The organism is Vibrio sp. 9-16B-A1 (assembly GCF_056726165.1).
In genome coordinates this window covers 304488-323170 of record NZ_JBSDZD010000005.1, presented here as the reverse complement: position 1 = coordinate 323170, position 18683 = coordinate 304488, and the positions used below count along the sequence as shown (strand labels likewise).

Genomic DNA, 18683 nt, shown 5'->3' with positions numbered 1-18683 from the left:
GATATGTTCAATATATCGCCGCTTTTAGCTGCGGACAATAAAAACCCCTGATAACCGGAACGAGAGAGAGTGGTGGTTATCAGGGGGAGATGGAAAGCTTATTTCTCAGCTCAGGGCTGTTTGTCAGCCCTGGCTGTCGGCTCAGGGCTGCCTGCCCGTGGAGGCTCAGGACTGATGAGCCGGCGCCTGCTGCTCAGTACCCTGCCAGGCATGCCACAGGCCAGCCAGCGCCAGTATTGATGACGCCAGCATGATGATGCCCAGCGGCAGCTGACTGTCTGATGGCAGGAAAGAGGCCGCCAGGGTTGCCAGACCAGCACCAAAGTTCTGCATGCCACCCAGAATCGCACCAGCGGTACCGGCGTGAGACGGGAATGGCGTTAGTGCACCTGTGGTCGCTGCCGGGAACAGTACGCCTGCGCCCAGGAAGTAAATAGTCGCGCCGCCAACCAGGGTCAGGACTGTGGTCTGATCATGCAGGCCCGGGACAATTACTACCGCAGAGCCGACAATGATTGCAACGCCACCCGCCAGCAGAGCTGCACGTTCTGACCACTGAGCCGCGATAACGCTCGAGAGGCCTGCGCCTGCCAGGTAACCCGGGATCGGGATAACAAACAGCAGGCTGACCACTGTTGCAGGCAGGCCGAGTGTGCCACCAAGCAGTACGCCGGCGGCTGCTTCAAATACCGCCACACCAGCAAAGGTAGCCACCAGGGTCAGCAAAAAGCCCTGGAAACTGCGGTCACCCAGTACGAAGCGGTAACTGGCAACCACGGATTCTTTTTTACGGCGTTCTGCAGGCAGCGTTTCGTGCAGGCTGCTCATCATGGTCAGGGTTACTGCCGCTGAGAACAGTGCCAGGAACAGGTAGCTTGAACGCCATCCCAGGGTTTCGGTCAGAAAACCGCCCAGAACCGGTGCCAGCAGCGGAGAGAACATCAGACACATGCTGATCAGGCTGTTGGCTTTGTGCAGCTCTTTGCCTTCGAAGCAGTCGCGGGTCAGGGTACGAGCCATTGCGCCACCACAGCCGATACCCATGCCCTGAACAAAGCTGCCTGCCAGGAACAGACCAAAGCTCTCTGCAAACAGTGCCGCCAGAGTACCGGCGATGTAGATAAGCAGGCCGGCAAGGATGATTGGCTTGCGTCCAAGGCGATCTGACATCGGGCCATAGATAAACTGCGACAGGCCGTAAGGGATCAGATAACACGCCATAACCGCCTGCAGCGCAGCCGGATCAACCAAAAATTCAGTCGCCATGTGTCCGATAGATGGAACATACATGGTTTGGGTCATCTGCCCGACCGCGGCAAGAATCGCGATCAGAAACGTCAGCCGGGCCATAGGCACAGATGCGGACATTGCCAACTCTCCTAAAGAAAAAGTAACTGATATAAATCTGAGAATACGGGAAAGGATGTGCCGTGGACGGCGCTTCCCGATGGCGGCATATTAAGCGCAGGCCAGATGCTTAGCAAGGTTTGTATACACGATAGTTTTCTATGTTTAGGATTAGATTTTCTAATGAATTGTATTTCTATAAATGTTTGATTGGCGGGGCTTGTGTGGATTTACTGGTCTGAGGTGAGAGATTTAGCCTTATTTATGCTGATGAGGGATTTGGGCGGGGAATATCACCAGTAGATATGGATAAGGGTGCCGGGCTTAACCCGTTTGAGAAAGTCATCCATCTCATCGTTTTCAAGCGCGATGCAGCCGTCTGTCCAGTCAAACTGCTGGGCGATAGGGGCAAAGTCCGGGTGCCAGTTTTTCTGACCATGGACCATTACCATACCGCCCGGGTCGATGCCTTTCTGGCTGGCGTTATGCTTATCTGCCGGATTGGGGTAACTGATGTGCATGGCTTTGTAGAAATTTGAGTAGGATTTGACGTAATCGAGAACATAGCGTCCTTCCGGAGTGCGCTGATCGCCTTCCTGCTGTTTGTGGCCTTTGGGCTCTTTTCCCAGGGCGACATGGTATTCCATGACAATCACCCCTTTTTCCAGCAGGTACATGCGCCGCTTTGATTTATCGACTTCGACCAGATCCACTTCCGCCGCCAGCGAAGGCGCGAACCCGGATAAGATCAGCAATAAAGCGGGGCAGATGCGCATGGTGGTTTATTCCTTAAACAAAAAGCAGCAGACCGTTGCTTCTTTAAGTGTACCTGTTTACGACGGGAATGACTCACTCTGTGGCTCAGGAAGAAGACCAGTACTCATACAGGGGGGCAGTTTGGGAGCCGGCGTATAAAAACATAACCTTTCTCATAAGAACCCGTTGTTTGGGTTGCCTTTTCGGAACAGGCCGAATCTAATACTTTATCTCTTTGTTTTATATGTCTTTACAGTCCGGAGTTTGAATGCCATTCCAGTCAATGCAGTTTCGTCACAGCTGGCGCCCTTATCAGCAGAGGGTGCTGGATGCAGTGAGCCACCATCTCGCAGATAACCGGCTGCACATTGTGGCCGCACCGGGGGCCGGAAAAACTACTCTGGGGCTCGAGATATTTCGCATGCTGGGTCGTCCGGCGCTGGTTCTCTCTCCCACCCGGGTGATCCGGGACCAGTGGCTAAGCCGGTTGGATGATTTTCTCCCGCCAGACAGTGCAGAACCCGGCTGGGTCAGTCGCTCTGTCCGTGAACCCAAAGTGCTGACATCGGTGACCTATCAGGCCCTGCATGCCCGTTTCAGTGATGAAATGAGTGACGAAGAGGAGGCAGAACGACTGGAGGAAGATGAGGGACTGAACAGCAGAGAGATCGCTGACTTTGTTGAAGTACTGAAAAGTGCGGGTATTGGGGTGCTGATTCTGGATGAAGCACATCATTTGAGAGCGGCCTGGTGGAAAGCGCTTGAAAAAGTGCGCAGCCATTTTCCGGATATGATTATCGTCTCGCTGACTGCAACCCCGCCTTATGATGTGCAGAGCAGCGAATGGAGGCGTTATGAGCAATTGTGTGGCCCTATCGACGAAGAGATATCCGTTCCCGAACTGGTGAAAAGCGGGACCTTGTGCCCGCATCAGGATTACGTCTGGACATGTGGTGCGCCGGACAGTCTCAAAGTGCGGATAAAAGCCCATGACAGGCAGGTTTCAGATTTCTGCAAAAGCATGATGGCGAGTGAAGATCTGGAGCGAATGGTACTCGCTCACCCGTGGCTGAATGAGCCGGGCCAGGAGCAGGCGATGCTGAAAGCGCCTGAAGTTGTGATAGCTATCCTGAGTTATATGCAGGCCAAAGCTTTGTCGCTGCCTGTTGGGTTGCTGAAAACGCTGGATATGGAGCCTGAAGATATTCCTGAACTGGGGCGCCAGCGCTGGCAAATTCTGATTGAGGCGGTACTGTTCTCATCCGGCTTTCACCAGGGTGAAGAAGATCAGCGCTTTGTCGATCAACTTAAAAAGCAGCTCAGGGCCGCAGAACTACTGAGGAAAAGAGAGCTTTCACTGGTGCGCTCGCGTTTTATCGAGCGGTCACTCTCACTGAGCAGTTCAAAAACTGAGGCCTGTTGTGAGATCCACCGGCTGGAATATGGCAAACGAAAGGAGAGCCTGAGGCAGGTAATACTGACCGATTACATTCGTGATGAAGCCAATGATTCAGGGGTAAATACCGGCGGGCTGAACCTTGGTGCCTGGCCGGTATTCAGTGCCCTGAGTGACGACTCGCCTGTGGCTGATGGGATTGGGCTGTTGACCGGCCGCCTGACTATTGTTCCTGAGCGTCTGTTGCCTCTGCTGGCAGAATATCTCGACAGGAACAAAATGAAATGCGAACCCTGGGGCCGCTATCAGAAAGTCACTGCGCCACTGGATCAGCTGACCAGAGGGATGACTGCGCTGCTGATGGCTGGCGAGCTGAAAGTACTGGTCGGGACCCGCGCCCTGCTGGGGGAGGGCTGGGATGCACCTGCGGTTAACTCACTGATTCTGGCAAGCTCGGTTGGTTCGTTTATGCTGACCAATCAGATGCGTGGCCGGGCCATTCGGCTGGATAGTCAGCAGCCTGACAAAGTCAGTTCGGTATGGCACCTGGTTGCGCTGAATACCGGTTCTCCAGTTGGGCTTTCTGATCTTTCTGAACTCATGCGCCGCTGTGAAACTTTTGTTGGATTATCTGAGAAGGAACGGGTGATAGAGAGTGGTTTTGACCGGCTGAAACTCGACCACCTGAAAGCACTTTTTTTCAAAATCCGGGTTGATAATCCGGTTGGATCTCATAACAGGCTGATGTCCCGACGCTTCGCCCGGATTGATGATGTGGCTGAGCGTTGGAAAGAGGCGCTGATCACCGATACCAATGGCATGGTGCTGCCTTCGGTCAAAACGGAGCAGCAGGAACGGATTCGTTTTCTCAACATCCGTAGTTCGTTTGCGGCCCTGATGTCAGAACTGATGCTGGCTGTTGGTTTGCTGCTCAGCTCGTTGGCTTATATGCGGCACACTTCGTTGTCTCACATCGCCATGTTTCTCTCCATTGGTCTTGCCGGGGTTCTGCTCTGGAAGTTGCCGTCAACTATTGCTTTCACCCGGATCCTTTTCAGTTACCTGCCAACAGACGGGGCACTGAAGCAGATGGGGCGCGCACTGTCTGAGGCTCTGACTCAGGCGGGATTTATCACCACGTCTTATCACCAGCTGCGGGTCGTGGTCGAGCAGGATGCCACAGGCCACTTCTATGTTGCGCTCAGGGGCGGAACATTTTATGAATCCTCGCTGTTTGCTGACTCTTTGGCTGAGTTGCTGGCACCGGTGGAAAGCCCGCGTTATTTGTTGCTCCGGGAGGGGAACTTCATCAGCTCAAGAACGGATTATCATGCCGTACCATCGATTCTGGGGGCCAGGAAAGAACACGCGCAGCAGTTTGCCAGAGCGTGGATAAAACATGTTTGCCCGTCAGAACTGATCTACACCCGCACGGCAGATGGTCGCGCCCGGTTGATTAAAGCACGTTTCCGGGCGTTTTCTCATGTGTTTCGAAATGAGGTTAAACGCCAGGACAGATGGCAGTAGTCGGTCAGCTTCTTTCAGGGGAGCTCACAGAGGAAGGACATCAGTGAACCTGGTTACAAATTTGACCAAAAAGCGGTTGGTCTTCCGGGAAATAACAGACACAGGATTGCCGGGCGGGTAGACTTGTCCGCTGGTAAAATTTAGTCACAGGCTCAGGGAAGAACTATGCGCACCGTTCAGTACGCCGGCAGGTCAGTCACGCCGGGTAAAATCGTTTGTGTTGGCCGCAATTACGCCGGACATATTAAAGAGCTGGGGAATGCGGTGCCCGATGCCATGGTGCTGTTTCACAAGCCCAACAGTGCGGTGGCACAGAGCCTGTGTGCCAGTCATGGCGGGGAAGCGCTTCACTATGAAGCGGAGATCTGTTTTCTGATAGAGAACCGTCAACTGGCCGCGGTTGCACTCGGACTGGACCTGACCAAACGCCGCCTGCAGGAAGAGCTTAAAGCCCGCCAGTTGCCGTGGGAACGCGCCAAGGCGTTTGATGGCTCGGCCCTGTTTACCCGTTTTGTTCCCCTGAGCGGGCTCGATATCAGTCAGCTTGAGCTGGAGCTGTTTATTAACTGTGTCCGGGTACAGCGTGGGGATGTTTCCCAGATGCTCTACCCGCCCCTGATTATTTTGGATGAAGTCCTCAGTTACACCAGCCTGGAAGATGGCGATGTTCTTATGACCGGCACACCTCAGGGAGTCGGTCAGGTTGAGCGTGGCGATGTGTTTCTTGCCAGATTGCGTCATCAGGACAAAATCCTGCTCGAAACCGAGTGGCAGGCGGTTTAGTCTGCCGTTACGGCCGGGTTTTTCCTGGCCAGTTTCCCTGCCCAGTCTGAGTCTTGTTGTGTAACTTATTGTTTTAAAAGGTTATGGCAAGATAGACTCACCAGTTTCTGTCGAAATCCCCGTTCTTGCATATAATTACTGTGAACAGGCTCGCAAATGCGGGTCTTTGAGGTACTTAAAGTACTAGTAGTACCAGACCAGGCGTTACTTGTAGTGTGTGGTAAGACGGGCGCCGCAATCCATTGTGGAGTTATGAGGTGGACTATGAAAACAGTGATCACAATCGTTGCAGTTGCGCTTGTCAGCACTTCTGCATTTGCTGCGAATTACAGAACCCTTGAGAGGGACACAACCCTGCGTTCTGACAGTTTTGCCACGAAGTCGATGGCCTGGGAAGCCGGGCAGGCGATGCTTGATGAAATCAAAGCCCTGCCGGCGAACCAGTTGGCAGATGCCCTGTACGAGCACACACACGACAAAGTGTATAACAGCCTGCGCATGGGCGATGCCGAAGTGATGGTGGAAGAGTTCTCCGTGGAGAAAGGTAAAGTCATGTACCGCGCACTGGTTAATATTGACTACACCTTCGTGCGTAAATATCGTGATTGATCATCAGGCGCAGTGTTTTGAGGCCCGGCTGAGTCCGGGCCTTTTTGCGCCTTAAACGTTGTGGCAGGATGTTGGGTCATGCATCCTGTGAATGTGTTGGCTTGTATCTATCTGTTTGTAAGTGTTAAATATTTTCTGCATTTGAAGTCACTCTCAAACCGCATGGCTGAATTCTGAGAAACTGATTTTCTGACCATGGAAAACACAGTGAAAGCAGAATGAAGAAACGGATTTCAATTCTTATCGCTGCAGCTATCCTTGCCGGGGGCTGCACCCGTATTGAGCAGGACGACGTCAGCCTGTATGCCGCCAGCGCGGCATCGCTGACCGAGCAGGTGGATTTGCTGATCGGCGAATATCAGGACACGATCAAAGACCGCGAGCTGGTGATGCTGGCGGCTGAAGTCAGTGGTCATAACGATGATCCCCTTACCAGTCAGGACCTGAGTAATATCACCCCGCTTCCCCGGCTTTACCCGGTTAAACAGGCTTCAGAAGTGCTTCACGCCTACAGTGAAGCCCTGTTTGCACTAAGCAGCACGGACAATCCGGAGCAGGCAGAGCTGGCAGCCCTGAACCTGGGGGGAACGCTGGAGCGCTTTTCCCGGGCCAGAGGGCAGGCCGCTGGGAGTAATGAAGGCTATTATGCCCTTGCCGCCCAGATCACCCGGGCGCTGACGGAAGCGCAGAAGCAGCAGGCTATCAAGCAGACCGTGCTTGCCGCCAATCCGATGGTGGAAGAGGTGTGTGATGGTCTCAGCCAGGCTATTACGGATGCCAATCTTGCCGGAGCCCTGGCAGGATCCCGGGCTTATATTCTGGCTGAAGAGATCCGTGATTTTAACCAGCGGGTGGAAATTCGCGCTATTCCTCTGGCGAAAAGCCGCAGGGAGGTGGAGCGCCTGTACGGTCTCTGGCAGGAGTCGGCGACCACAGAGCTTTTGGTTGAAGAGACCCTGGAAGCGCTGGTGGTGGTGAAGCAAAACCATCAGCTCCTGGCGATGCAGGTGTCACAGGACAGTTTTGCCAGCGACCCGCTTAAACAGGCCATCGGAGAGATGCAGGCGATGAAGCGGCGCTTTACCGATGTGGAGCAGCTTCTGCAAAGCTGTGAGGGTGAGATCGTCCGGGAAGAATCGCAACTGGTATGTAAAGGATAGACATGCAGCAAACCACTTTAAAAGCCCTCGATGAGGCAATTGCTCAGCATAACCGCCTGCTGGCACTGGCGACCAATACCGATCAGGCCGCCGCACTCAGAGCCCAGCAACGTGCGCTGTTTAAGCGTCATGATGAGCTGGTCAGCCGCCGCTTTGTTGCCCCTGAGGACGACTGGATTCAGGCCATTCACGCCCTGAACAGCTTCTCTGAAAGTGCAGATAAGGCCCGCCGGGATATTGATCAGCTGGGCCACTCTATTCGTAAGGCAACCACAGTGATCGACAAGCTGGTCGGGCTGGGGGATATTCTGGTCTGATTCGATGTACTGGACGCAGCCCGGGTTCTGACAGCCTGCATTCTTCTTAAACCCGCCGTTTGATACCGGCGGGTTTTCTGTATATCTCCATGAAATTTCGAAAAAATGTTGAATTTTTTAAGTGACTCGTAATTTATAAAAGCACTCTTGTTGACATGACGAACAGTTGTAGCGAAGCCCCCTGAACCCCCGTTATTATCCATTCCGGAGTACCATTAAAGGGATGAGAAAATGAGGAAAACAGTTGTCGCTGGTGTATTGGCGGGCCTGCTGGCAGGTTGCGGTGGTGGCGGAGGAGGAGGCGGAAGCAGTGCCCCGGATCCGGCACCTGTGGTGAAAACCCCAATTGATCTCAGCCTGTTTCAGGATGAGAAACTGCGCAGCTGCGTGGCATCACAGCAGGAGAAGTTTGTAGAAACCCTGCACTCTCTGGAGTGCAAAAAGATGGGAATCACCGATCTCAGCGGCCTTGAACAGTTAAGAGAGCTGTTCTCCCTGGACCTGTCTGAAAATGCCCTGAACCGGCTGACTCTGCCTGAACTGCCCTGGCTTTCTTCGCTTACGGTGAACAGCAATCAGATGACTTCACTGGAGGTGGATAAGGCACCGAAACTGGCGTATTTGTATGCTAATGATAACCAGCTGAGCACATTCGAGCTCGCGCCGTTGCAAAGTCTGGTCACTCTGTCTTTGTCAGGTAATCAGTTTACCGGTATCGACCTGTCAGCCAATCCAAAGCTGGTGAATCTGTATCTGAATAACAACAGGCTGACGGGCTTTAATCCTCCGGCGCATCAGCTCTCAGCACTGACGCTGAAAGGCAATAAGATAGACCGCCTTGAACTCGCCGGGCAAACCAGCCTGACGCATCTCGATATTTCTGATACGGAGATGGAGTCGATAGTGCTGCCGGTTCAGCCTGAGCTTAACGCTTTGCATCTCGATAACACCCGGATCCAGAATCTGGATCTGACCGGGTTCCGTAAGCTGTATGTTGTTTCTTCCAGGGACGGCCGGCTGGGCTCACTGGTGTTTGGTGATAATCCGGAGCTGGGGCTGCTGACGATCACCAATAACAGCGCGATGGCCCATATTGATGTGACCAGCCTGAGTGCGCTGAAATGGCTCGACCTTAACCAGACGCATGTGCTGTCGCTGGATCTGAGCAGGAACACAAATCTGGAGCAGCTGAATGTCAACAATACCCACCTGTTTCAGCTGAATCTCAGTGCCAATACCAAACTGCATAGCTTGTCTGCTGCCGGGGTGGGTTTTGCCTGCCCTGATCTGACCGGGCTGCCAGAGCTGAAAACCTTGCATGTGGGGGGCACCAACTGGAGCACTCTGGATTTGAGTGGCAATGCGAAGCTGGACTGGCTGGCGATAAGCAGTGCGCCGATTACTACACTGGATCTGTCGGCAAACCCTGAACTGAGGGAGGTATCGGCCTCTTTGACCAGTCTTGAGTATGTGGATTTCAGTCATAATGCCAAACTGACGAATGTAGACCTGACCCACAATACGCTCAGTCAGGCCGGGATAAACGAGCTGGAAAGGCTTAAAGCGGCTGGGGTAACCGTCACCTATTAAGCAAATCGTCCTGCCTTCTGGCAGGGCGATTTGCTTCATTCCTGTAGTGTTTCATTGCGTTATTTCTCAGGTAGGCACAATTTGCGGTTGCGCAGTGCCTGAAGGGTTCTGATAACCAGCCAGCCCAGCAGCAGGGACAAGCCACCCAGCAGCAGATAGGCCAGATTCAGCAGCGCCTGGCTGTGCATGACATTGGCCATTTTGAAGCACGCCAGAGTCAGGGCGGCGCTGGGGAAAGAGTAAGCCCAGGAGGTGATATAAAACGGCAGCCGGATGAACTTGGGCGCACCAACAGTCAGCAGCAGGGCAAACATCAGTGCGACAGAAAACAGACCGCGGGCCATCAGATCCACTTCGCCGGTCAGCGACAGGTAGGCGATAAAGCCGACGGAGGGTGGGGCCAGCAGAATAAACAGCATTGGCTGGAATCTGGCTGGCAGAAGGGTGTGGAAGAACAGCCGGTTGAAGATGATGGTCACCAGGATCATCCAGAAGAATATCCCTACGCTGAAGAAGAACCAGCTGAGCTCGATATGCCCGAGCTGTGCGCCGAGTACCGGTACAATGATGTTGCCCACTACCGGAATAAACCAGCTGGGGTTGGCGTGGCCCAGTTCATAGTGATCGTGATGCAGCCAGCTGCTCAGCACATACAGGGTAAAAAACATGTGCATCAGGGTTCCCGCCCACCACAGCGCCTGCCAGTGCCAGATCATCGACTGCAACAGCAGGCTGATGGATATCGCGGCGAAGAAGTTCAGCCGGATAGGATGGTTCACTTCTTTTTGTACGGCTTCCGGGAAGCGGAAGATCTTCAGCAGGTAGAAGGCTGAGATAATAAGCATGACAACGGCGGAAAAGCCCCCCAGCCAGTATGACACCACAGGAAAGCCCGCTGCGCGCCAGGCCAGTGCCAGGCCGCTCAGACCCATGACCATGGAAAAGAAGGAAACCGGCAAATATCTGAGGCTGGGTTGAGTTGTTGTGTCGTTCATATTCCACTCCTTGGTTCGTACCGAACAGAGCTGACAGCGGAACAGCTGGATTTCAGAAGCTTATTATATGAGCGTAATCCAATGAATCATGATGTGCCACTTCCAAACTCCTGCAACAGAGTATCTATCAGAAGGGACAGTGCTTTTGGCTGATGTTGACGCTGGCGGTAAACCAGCCAGGCCTGTGCTGACAACAGCGGATGCTCTTTCATCACCTGAACGAGTGAACCACCGGGTTCGAAGTGGTGGGTGGGAACGGCGGCGATCCCCAGCCCGGCACTGGCGGCTTCAAGCAACATGCCGACATCGTTGATTTTGAGCCTCGGGGTGAGTTGCGGGCGGAAATCAACCGCTGATTCGAACAGGCGACGCGAAGGGTGAGAACTGAGCTGCAGCCACTGGTGCTGCTCCAGCTCTTCGATAGTCGTGGGTTCGCCACAGCGCTCAAGATAATCCCGGCTGGCTGCCAGAAGGTAGTCAGCTTTGAACAGTGGTCTTGCTATCACATCCTGCCGCTCGCGGAGATCAAAGGTGATCACCAGATCCCGGTCGGTTTCCGGCATGGCGTCAATAAGATTCAGCTCAATATCCAGAGTGATGTCAGGGTAGTCGGCTAAAAAGCGCTGGGTCACCGGGCGCAGGCGGGTTGCGTACATGGTGTACGGACTGGTCAGGCGGATGTGGCCCTGCACTCTGTCACTTTGCTCCAGAAAGTCATCAAGGGAAGATTCTGCCAGATTGAGCTCGGGTTTTAATCTGGCGTACAGCTCTTTTCCTGCAGAGGTCGCTGCCAGTTCCCGACCCCGTTTTTCCAGCAGTTTAACTCCCAGCCGGCTTTCCAGCTGTGACAAGCGGCGTGACACCGTGGAGACAGGCTGATTCAGCCTCTTTGCGCCTTTCTGCAGTGATCCGGATTCAGAGATACAGCAGAACAGGTACAGATCATCTAAGTTTCCAAATATGGAATTGACCATTCTAAATTGCCCTGTTTTTTCTGATTTGTGGAAATAATAGACTGGCAGTCATTGAATAACCACTTTTTCAAATCAGCGGGACTGACCGCTGAAGGAGAGACAAATGAGTAAATATCATATCTGGCTGCCAGCCATTCTGGGATCACTGGTGATGGCGATGACCATGTCCGGGATTATTACCACGATTAACAGCGGTGTTGATGCCGGGCTGCCGTTTCGCTGGATGCGCAGTTTTTCCATCGCGTGGCCTATAGCTCTGACACTTAATTTACTGGTACTGGGACATATCAGACGATTTGCGATGGGGCTGGCGGACAGACTGGCAGGCCCGGTCTCCTGAGAGTTGCCTTTTTCAGGTCAGGTTCCGTCCGGATATTAAGAAGGGCAGGTTTCCCGCCGCTTTGCTGACGGGTGGTAATCGATACAATAACCGGCGCGGCCACTGTGCTTGGCTTTGTACAGCGCCTGATCAGCGATATGGAACAGTCGCTGGTATTCGCCCAGACGGACTTCTTTCGCCATGGTGGCCCCGATGCTGACTGACAATACTGCTTTGGTGGGGGAGAAGGCATGCGGGATGGCCAGGGTATCTATCAGTTGCAGGATCCGCTCAGCTTCGCGTTTGGTCTCAATCTCCTCGTTGCCGAACAGGCAAATGCAAAATTCTTCTCCGCCAAAACGTGCCACCAGTTTTTCATAGGGCGTTTCCATGTCGATCAGGGCTGCTGCCACACGCTGCAGTGCGGCATCGCCATCCAGATGACTGTAGTTATCGTTAAAGCGCTTGAAGTGGTCGATGTCGAGCAGCATCAGAGTCAGGTAGCGGTAGCTTCCTGTGGCAATCTGCATTTTGAGCACCCGCTCCAGCTCGCGGCGGTTTGCCGCTCCGGTCAGGGGATCATGTGCAGACTGCCAGGTAAGCTTCTTACGGCTCGACTCCAGTTCATACACCAGCTGATTGATGTTTTTGGCGAAGTTCTTCAGCTCCAGAGAAAAGAAGCCGGTGTCATCGGGCATGGCTCCGGTCCGGCGAAAACTTTGCAACATGGCCTGGGCGCGGTTGATTGGTGCAACCAGCAGCGAAGCCCCAAACAGGTTAAGCAGGAACATGATCAGCGCAAAACAGGCCAGCGCGATCAGCTCACCGGCTACGATAAATTCAGGCATTTTGACCTGATGATACACGCTGAGGATCACCCCGTAGCGGCGCTCAAAGTCATTGGTCACAATATAGCTGACATCCGGTTCCGCTTTCAGCTCAGATATTTCTTCCAGCGGCGCAACTCTTATTCCAACTCCGATACCGGTCGAGGCCGATATTTCATCGAGAAACTGCGAACGCACCTTTTTCATCATCGCCATATAACCGCTGGTACAGTTATTTCCCATACTGGAACAGATCCGCGAAGTCGCCATTAAATAAGGTTCTTTGTTCAGCACCATAAACTTCACCATAGGGGTGATTTTATCGGTTCGTGAGCGCAGGCTTTCTGCAAGCAGGGTGCCAAACTGGTAACGGACAATACCAAGGGGAATAAAGCGGGCCCGCTCCGGACTGAAGCGTTTACCCCATTTGAGTTGAACGTCCGGGGTAAAAATAAAGACGCCGTCGAGGGACCGGCTTTGAAAAATAAACCGGCTCAGTGCGCTGTCGGTAAACTCAGTAGCGGGCTTTTCGCTGCTGACAAACTCAGCCATGTCGTCCCAGGCGGCGTAGCCGGTCAGGGTTTCCCCAAGGTCAGAACTCTGAATATTGAGGGCAGACTTAACCCGGGCGACTTCCTGGGCCTGAAGCTGGCGTGCCTGATTGATTGCCTGGTCGTAGTCCCAGAAATACTTGAACAACAGATACCCGAGCACATAAAGCAGCACCACTGCCACAGACAGGACTACCGATAAGCGGCGCAGGCTTAAGTGCGAGATCTTCATCGTTCACCGAACAGCGTATGGAAATATCCGCCATTTAACTTGTTATTGAACTGAGTGTCTATTGTGTGAGCACAACTCGATGCATAAATGTGATCTTTGGGGGGTGTCATCGTTTTCGTTGTTTTCTCTGGCAATGGAGTAATGGTGCGGAAAGACACCATTGTTTGAGTAATTTATAAGTTTAGTGGTTGATCTGTGAGCGTTTGGCCGTGTTGCGACATCATATTGACGATGGTCATAAAAATGCCGCAATAATTTCATACATTTTTTGTATTACGACAAATTATTAATAGACAAAAGTGTGATCCGGATCTATATTTTGTCGCTCTTCTGTCAGGTGCAAGGATGCATAAAAACTATTTCTTTGAGGTATCCATGCACTTCTCTCTCAAAAATGTCTCTATTCGTGTTCAGGTATTAATTCCTGTTCTGCTGCTGGTGGTGGTTCTGTTTGGTTCGCTCTGGGTGACACAGTCAGCCCTGAATGACGAGCAGCAGCAAATGGCCGATAACACCAACTCTCTGGTCTATTACAAAGATGCGCTGGCTCAACTGGACGATACTGTATATCCGCTGCGAATTAACGCGGTGTACGCTATTTATGATCAAGGGCGCCGTGACAACTTTCTGAATCAGCTCAATCAGGCACTGACTGAAATCAACCGCTCCCTGGATGAACTGGCTCAGTCAAAGAACTTCAGTCGTGATGCAGAACAGGTGCGCAGCGCAATCGGCGCTTACGTGGACTACTCCCGCCGCGCAGTCGACGTTTTTAACCGCCATGATGAAGGTAATCTGAGTGATGCAGAGCACAGTTCTTTTGTTGCCGGGTATCGCGATGTGGGCAACAAGATGGTTGCGTCAATCAATACCCTGTCACAGCAGGTAAACAAGTATTCGATGGCAGAGCTTGAGAACAGCATCGCGGATAACGAGAAGCTGCAGAGCAAAGCGACCTGGGTGATCCTGTCGGTATTTGTGATTGCCCTTGCTGTTGCCTGGTGGTTGTCTGGTCTTATCGTTAACCCGATCGCCCAGCTTCAGGTGGTAATGCGTAAACTGGCAGAAGGCCAGCTGAGTGTGAGTGCAGATCAGGACGGTACCAACGAGATTGCTCAGCTGGGTTCAGACGTAAACCTTACTGTCGCCCGGCTGCATGAAACCGTTGAATCCCTGACCCGTATCAGTGAAGACGTGGCATCGGCTTCGACCGAGCTGGCAGCGGTAATGACTCAGTCAGAAGCCAACGCTCATCAGGAGCAGAATGAGCTGGATCAGGTGGCATCGGCGATCACTGAGCTTGCTGGTACTGCGGATAATGTATCGGATAACGCAACCATGGCTGACAGCACGGCCAAGCACGCGGATGAACTGGCCCGGGAAAGCCTGGAAGTATTCAAACAGTCATCAGAAGCTAATGTCCAGATGTCTCATGCCCTGACTGAAGCGGCAGGTGTGGTCACTGAGCTTCAGGTTCAGTCTGAGCAGATCTCGGACGTGATTGAGGTTATTCGCGGCGTATCGGATCAGACTAACCTTCTGGCCCTGAACGCAGCGATTGAAGCGGCGCGTGCTGGTGAGTCTGGCCGTGGCTTTGCAGTGGTAGCCGATGAGGTTCGTATGCTGGCCGCCCGCACTCAGGAGTCAACCGAGCAGATCCAGACGATCATCGAAGAGCTGCAAAACAAGTCAGCTCAGGCGAATCAGAGCATGCAGACCAGCATTGAGATGCTGACTGAAAACGAAGAGCTGAGCCGCCGTGCCAACGATTCGGTGGTGGGAATTACCGAAGCGGTGGTGAACATCAATGATATGAACGCTCAGGTTGCGACAGCGGCAGAGCAGCAGTCTCAGGTGACTCAGGACATCAACCGTAATATCAACACCATGTCTGAGCTGGTAAACCAGAATGTAACCGGGATCAGCCAGAGTGCCAGCGCCAGTAATGAGCTGTCTCAGCTGGCGGAAAGACAGAAACAGCAGCTGTCATTCTTTAAGCTGTAATTGTTTCCGTACCTGAATACCTTAAACGGGTCTGCATTCGCAGGCCCGTTTTTTTTGGTCTAAGTGATCTTCCGCCCTGAGAAATACTTCACCCTCTGCTATAACGAGGGTAACGCAGTTGCACAAAACAAGGAGATCAGAATGAAAAATGTGGCGGTGATTCTGAGTGGATGCGGGGTGTTTGACGGTGCTGAGATTCATGAAGCAGTACTGACGCTGCTGGCGATTGAGCAGAACGGGGCGGCCTGGCAATGTTACGCGCCGGATATCGACCAGCATCATGTGGTAAACCATATTACCGGTGAGGAGATGGAGCAGAGCCGTAATGTAATGGTGGAAGCGGCCCGGATTGCCCGCGGGGCGATCCATAACCTGGCGCAGCTCGATGCCAGCCAGTACGATGCGCTTATTGTTCCTGGTGGCTTTGGGGTGGCGAAGAATCTCTCTGACTTTGCGTTTAAAGGAGCAGAGTGCGCCATCCATACCGATTTTCTCCGGGCCGGAAAGGCGTTTGCTGCTGCCGGTAAACCGGCGGGGTATCTCTGTATTGCTCCGGCTCTGCTGCCGCTTATCTATGGTGAAGGCGTTGAACTGACCATCGGCTGCGATGCCGATACCGAAGCGGCTATTGAAGCGCTGGGCGGCGTTCACAAAGAGTGCTCGGTGGATGATGTGGTGGTGGATGAAGCCAATAAACTGGTGACCAGCCCGGCCTATATGCTGGCGCAGAATGTATCAGAGGCGGCAGAAGGGATTAACCTGCTGGTGAAGAAAGTACTGTCGCTGTAATTTGGGGTACAGGTCCCAAATTAAAACAAACCCGCTCATCTGATCGGGTTTGATTTTTCTCATGTTCGGCCAGGAAAAAGCCCGTTGAACACCCGGGAAGAAAAGCGTAATTTATAGACAATAATAAAACTCCGATTGCCCTCTGTTGGCTTCACTTTTTCCCGCTTGATGCAAAAGCCCACTCTGTATTCCTTCTCCTTTGGAAACAGGGGCTTTATGAGGTTGCACATGAAAGAAATTCTCGCCCTGGCCCTGCCGCTTATTGTCTCTCAGATGATTTCTGTGGCGCTGGTGATGACCGATGTATGGATGATGTCTCACCTGAGCGTGTCGGCCCTGGCGGCTGGCGGTTTGGGCGCATCGGTGTATTCGATAGTTTTTATCATGGCGGGCAGCACAGTGGGGTGTGTTGCTAACCTGGTCTCTATAGCCTGGGGGCAACGTATTGCGCGCCCCGGGTTTGGCGATCAGCAGATCCGTTATGCGGTCAAAGGGGGCGTGTTGCTCTCATTGTTGATGACAGTGCTGCTGACCTTCTGTTTTATGTTTGCACCGGAGTTGCTGCTGCTGGCTGATCAGCCCCGGCCGGTGGTGGATCTGACTATGGAGTATGTCGGTACCCTGAAATGGGCCATGCTGCCATCACTTTTACTGCTGGTACTGCGCGGGCTGACCAGTGCTTTTGGGCATGTACGCTCAATAATGGTAATGTCGCTGGCGACGGTAGTGCTGAATGTGCCCCTCAGCTATATGCTGGCGTTTGGGTTTGATCTCGGTCTTGCCGGTCTTGGCGCGGGGACGGCGTTTTCCGCTTTGATTGTCGCTCTTGGTTATGGCCTGTGGGTGTTCCGTCAGCCTGTATACGCCAAATATGCGCCATGGAAGGAGACTGAGGAATACTCCTTTTCTCTGCTGACGCCTTTGCTGGCGTTGGGTATTCCGATCACTCTTGCCGCATTGCTTGAGCATGGGCTTGTTTATGGCGGCACCCTGATGGCTGGCACGGTCAGCGTGGCAGCGCTGGCACTGCACCAGGTCCTGATGATGTGTCTTACATTTGCCTGGAATGTGAACTTTGGTTTCGCACAGGCCGGGGCGATACTGACCGGGCAGGCTTTTGGTGCCGGAGACTACACTGCTATTCGCCGGATCGCACTGCGAAGCTTTGTTTTGACCACCCTGCTGAGTGCGGTAATGGGCGGTATTCTGGTGCTTTGGCCGGAGTCTGTTGCCACTGTCTTTAACCTCGACAGTGTCCTGACGGCAGCTATGGTTTCCATTATCTGGGTCGTCGCGCTGGCATTTATCGCAGATGCCTGGCAGTTGCTGGCGATCAATCTTCTGCGTGGCATGAAGATAGTGAAAGGGCCGACTATCGCAACGGTGATCGGTTACTGGATCATCGGTCTGCCTGCCGCCTGGTTTTTGATGAAGGAGTTCGGACTGGGCGGGATCTGGGCCGGTACCGGAATTGGTCTTGGTGCAACCGGCATTTTGTTGCTGATCCTGGTGCTGAGGGCGGTTCGTTCAGAAAAAGGGGCGGATTCTGAAGAGCTGGCTGTTCAGTAAACTCCTTACTGTTTCGTAAACAGTTTCATCATCGCTTCGTACATCCAGTCGGTGACCGGGCTCTCTCCCCGGTCCCGGCGTTTTACCGCGCCCATCTCCACCATCAGGGGAAAGGGAATGTGTTTGGTTGAAAGCTCGGTAAGGTCACGGGCGTACCATTCATCCCTCGCCAGATGCTCCGGTATCAGTGCCCAGCCGACGTTTCTGAGCACCAAAGAGGCCATATAGTAGTAGCTGTCTATATGCCAGTGCAGGGAAGAGAGGGCCTTGCTTTCTGACTTTCCCATCCGGCCGCGGATCACCAGCTGGCGATACTGGTTGAGTTCGGCGAGTGTTGGCTCTGGCACTTTTGCCAGGGGGTGACTCCGGGAGACGACCAGTGACTGGCGGAACTGACCAATAGAGACAAACTCCAGGCTGTCCGGCAGCTCACTGACGTGAAACAGGATCCCGAGGTCAGCTTTTTTGGTATCGACCCACAACGCAATATCATCCTGAGAGCCGTTGATAATCGTGAGACGCAGCAGGGGAAAAGCTCCTGCAATAGAGCCAAAGAAGCCTTCAAACGCTTCAATCGGCACCGCTTCATCCATCGCAACGGTCAGTTCGAGCTCCTGGCCGGAAGCTGCAGTAAACGCCCGCGCTTCCAGACGCTCACACTGAGCCAGTACGGCTTTGGCTTCCCGGTATATCTCTTTACCCTGCTGAGTCAGAACCGGCAGGCGGGATGAACGGTCAAACAGCTCAATACCCAGATCGGCTTCCAGGTTCGCGACAGCGGTGCTGATGCGCGATTGTGCTTTGCCGACGCTGCGCGCTGCCGCAGAAAAAGAGCCGTGCTGAACCGCAGCGGTAAAGGCCTGCAGCTGATCGAGTGTCCAGTTCATCATCTTTTCCATCTATCCGGATAACGGATAGATACTAACTTTCAACAATCC

The 18683-nt window shown here is 53.3% G+C and carries 16 protein-coding genes; 10 read left to right on the top strand and 6 right to left on the bottom strand.

The window, feature by feature from the left end; genetic code table 11:
- Positions 1-165 precede the first annotated feature (165 nt).
- On the bottom strand, positions 166-1368 hold the full coding sequence (emrD, locus tag ACVB80_RS10985) for a multidrug efflux MFS transporter EmrD (RefSeq protein WP_481081336.1): 1203 nt from the start codon (positions 1366-1368) through the stop codon (positions 166-168).
- Between the two features lie 272 nt (positions 1369-1640).
- The gene (locus ACVB80_RS10980) at positions 1641-2123 is read right to left on the bottom strand and encodes a L,D-transpeptidase family protein (RefSeq protein WP_481081335.1); all 483 of its coding nucleotides are present in this window, start codon (positions 2121-2123) and stop codon (positions 1641-1643) included.
- A 248-nt stretch (positions 2124-2371) separates the two neighbouring features.
- Between ACVB80_RS10980 and ACVB80_RS10975 the strand changes: the two genes are divergently transcribed.
- The 6 genes from ACVB80_RS10975 (at position 2372) to ACVB80_RS10950 (ending at position 9485) form a co-directional block, all read left to right on the top strand.
- The gene (locus ACVB80_RS10975; RefSeq protein WP_481081334.1) at positions 2372-5026 is read left to right on the top strand and encodes a DEAD/DEAH box helicase family protein; all 2655 of its coding nucleotides are present in this window, start codon (positions 2372-2374) and stop codon (positions 5024-5026) included.
- Between the two features lie 165 nt (positions 5027-5191).
- Positions 5192-5809, top strand: a complete 618-nt coding sequence (locus ACVB80_RS10970) for a fumarylacetoacetate hydrolase family protein (protein WP_481081333.1) — start codon at positions 5192-5194, stop codon at positions 5807-5809.
- 264 nt (positions 5810-6073) lie between these two features.
- Positions 6074-6418: a DUF3316 domain-containing protein gene (locus ACVB80_RS10965; protein ID WP_481081332.1), complete on the top strand. Its 345-nt coding sequence runs from the start codon at positions 6074-6076 to the stop codon at positions 6416-6418.
- 218 nt (positions 6419-6636) lie between these two features.
- Positions 6637-7578, top strand: coding sequence for a hypothetical protein (locus tag ACVB80_RS10960; protein WP_481081331.1), 942 nt, complete (start codon positions 6637-6639; stop codon positions 7576-7578).
- A gap of 2 nt (positions 7579-7580) precedes the next feature.
- Positions 7581-7895, top strand: coding sequence for a hypothetical protein (locus ACVB80_RS10955; RefSeq protein WP_481081330.1), 315 nt, complete (start codon positions 7581-7583; stop codon positions 7893-7895).
- A gap of 231 nt (positions 7896-8126) precedes the next feature.
- A complete protein-coding gene (locus tag ACVB80_RS10950; RefSeq protein WP_481081329.1) occupies positions 8127-9485 on the top strand; it encodes a leucine-rich repeat domain-containing protein in 1359 nt (452 codons plus the stop codon).
- Between the two features lie 59 nt (positions 9486-9544).
- Here the strand turns inward: ACVB80_RS10950 and ACVB80_RS10945 are convergent, their stop codons facing one another.
- Together ACVB80_RS10945 and ACVB80_RS10940 are read right to left on the bottom strand one after the other, a co-directional pair.
- Complete coding sequence (locus ACVB80_RS10945) at positions 9545-10480, bottom strand: SLAC1 anion channel family protein (RefSeq protein WP_481081328.1); 936 nt, start codon at positions 10478-10480, stop codon at positions 9545-9547.
- Between the two features lie 86 nt (positions 10481-10566).
- Positions 10567-11454 carry a LysR family transcriptional regulator gene (locus ACVB80_RS10940; protein WP_481081327.1) on the bottom strand — a complete coding sequence of 296 codons (888 nt, stop codon included), beginning with the start codon at positions 11452-11454 and terminating at the stop codon, positions 10567-10569.
- A gap of 103 nt (positions 11455-11557) precedes the next feature.
- Here ACVB80_RS10940 and ACVB80_RS10935 point away from each other — a divergent pair, with 103 nt between their 5' ends.
- Positions 11558-11794 (top strand): DUF2798 domain-containing protein, encoded by a 237-nt coding sequence (locus tag ACVB80_RS10935; protein WP_481081326.1) that lies wholly within the window; start codon positions 11558-11560, stop codon positions 11792-11794.
- Between the two features lie 35 nt (positions 11795-11829).
- Here ACVB80_RS10935 and ACVB80_RS10930 read toward each other — a convergent pair whose 3' ends face one another.
- The gene (locus ACVB80_RS10930; protein ID WP_481081325.1) at positions 11830-13383 is read right to left on the bottom strand and encodes a sensor domain-containing diguanylate cyclase; all 1554 of its coding nucleotides are present in this window, start codon (positions 13381-13383) and stop codon (positions 11830-11832) included.
- 375 nt (positions 13384-13758) lie between these two features.
- Between ACVB80_RS10930 and ACVB80_RS10925 the strand changes: the two genes are divergently transcribed.
- The 3 genes from ACVB80_RS10925 (at position 13759) to ACVB80_RS10915 (ending at position 17745) form a co-directional block, all read left to right on the top strand.
- On the top strand, positions 13759-15387 hold the full coding sequence (locus ACVB80_RS10925; protein WP_481081361.1) for a methyl-accepting chemotaxis protein: 1629 nt from the start codon (positions 13759-13761) through the stop codon (positions 15385-15387).
- Between the two features lie 141 nt (positions 15388-15528).
- The gene (elbB, locus tag ACVB80_RS10920) at positions 15529-16176 is read left to right on the top strand and encodes an isoprenoid biosynthesis glyoxalase ElbB (protein ID WP_481081324.1); all 648 of its coding nucleotides are present in this window, start codon (positions 15529-15531) and stop codon (positions 16174-16176) included.
- A 228-nt stretch (positions 16177-16404) separates the two neighbouring features.
- The gene (locus ACVB80_RS10915) at positions 16405-17745 is read left to right on the top strand and encodes an MATE family efflux transporter (protein WP_481081323.1); all 1341 of its coding nucleotides are present in this window, start codon (positions 16405-16407) and stop codon (positions 17743-17745) included.
- Positions 17746-17750: 5 nt separating this feature from the next.
- Here ACVB80_RS10915 and ACVB80_RS10910 read toward each other — a convergent pair whose 3' ends face one another.
- Entirely contained in the window at positions 17751-18632 is an 882-nt protein-coding gene (locus ACVB80_RS10910; RefSeq protein ID WP_481081322.1) for a LysR family transcriptional regulator, read from the bottom strand.
- Positions 18633-18683 lie beyond the last annotated feature (51 nt).

What these genes read in the sequence shown, in the direction of transcription:
- emrD (WP_481081336.1), bottom strand. Translation starts at nt 1,368, where the DNA reads ATGTCCGCATCTGTGCCTATGGCCCGGCTGACGTTTCTGATCGCGATT.
- ACVB80_RS10980 (WP_481081335.1), bottom strand. Translation starts at nt 2,123, where the DNA reads ATGCGCATCTGCCCCGCTTTATTGCTGATCTTATCCGGGTTCGCGCCT.
- ACVB80_RS10975 (WP_481081334.1), top strand. Translation starts at nt 2,372, where the DNA reads ATGCCATTCCAGTCAATGCAGTTTCGTCACAGCTGGCGCCCTTATCAG.
- ACVB80_RS10970 (WP_481081333.1), top strand. Translation starts at nt 5,192, where the DNA reads ATGCGCACCGTTCAGTACGCCGGCAGGTCAGTCACGCCGGGTAAAATC.
- ACVB80_RS10965 (WP_481081332.1), top strand. Translation starts at nt 6,074, where the DNA reads ATGAAAACAGTGATCACAATCGTTGCAGTTGCGCTTGTCAGCACTTCT.
- ACVB80_RS10960 (WP_481081331.1), top strand. Translation starts at nt 6,637, where the DNA reads ATGAAGAAACGGATTTCAATTCTTATCGCTGCAGCTATCCTTGCCGGG.
- ACVB80_RS10955 (WP_481081330.1), top strand. Translation starts at nt 7,581, where the DNA reads ATGCAGCAAACCACTTTAAAAGCCCTCGATGAGGCAATTGCTCAGCAT.
- ACVB80_RS10950 (WP_481081329.1), top strand. Translation starts at nt 8,127, where the DNA reads ATGAGGAAAACAGTTGTCGCTGGTGTATTGGCGGGCCTGCTGGCAGGT.
- ACVB80_RS10945 (WP_481081328.1), bottom strand. Translation starts at nt 10,480, where the DNA reads ATGAACGACACAACAACTCAACCCAGCCTCAGATATTTGCCGGTTTCC.
- ACVB80_RS10940 (WP_481081327.1), bottom strand. Translation starts at nt 11,454, where the DNA reads ATGGTCAATTCCATATTTGGAAACTTAGATGATCTGTACCTGTTCTGC.
- ACVB80_RS10935 (WP_481081326.1), top strand. Translation starts at nt 11,558, where the DNA reads ATGAGTAAATATCATATCTGGCTGCCAGCCATTCTGGGATCACTGGTG.
- ACVB80_RS10930 (WP_481081325.1), bottom strand. Translation starts at nt 13,383, where the DNA reads ATGAAGATCTCGCACTTAAGCCTGCGCCGCTTATCGGTAGTCCTGTCT.
- ACVB80_RS10925 (WP_481081361.1), top strand. Translation starts at nt 13,759, where the DNA reads ATGCACTTCTCTCTCAAAAATGTCTCTATTCGTGTTCAGGTATTAATT.
- elbB (WP_481081324.1), top strand. Translation starts at nt 15,529, where the DNA reads ATGAAAAATGTGGCGGTGATTCTGAGTGGATGCGGGGTGTTTGACGGT.
- ACVB80_RS10915 (WP_481081323.1), top strand. Translation starts at nt 16,405, where the DNA reads ATGAAAGAAATTCTCGCCCTGGCCCTGCCGCTTATTGTCTCTCAGATG.
- ACVB80_RS10910 (WP_481081322.1), bottom strand. Translation starts at nt 18,632, where the DNA reads ATGAACTGGACACTCGATCAGCTGCAGGCCTTTACCGCTGCGGTTCAG.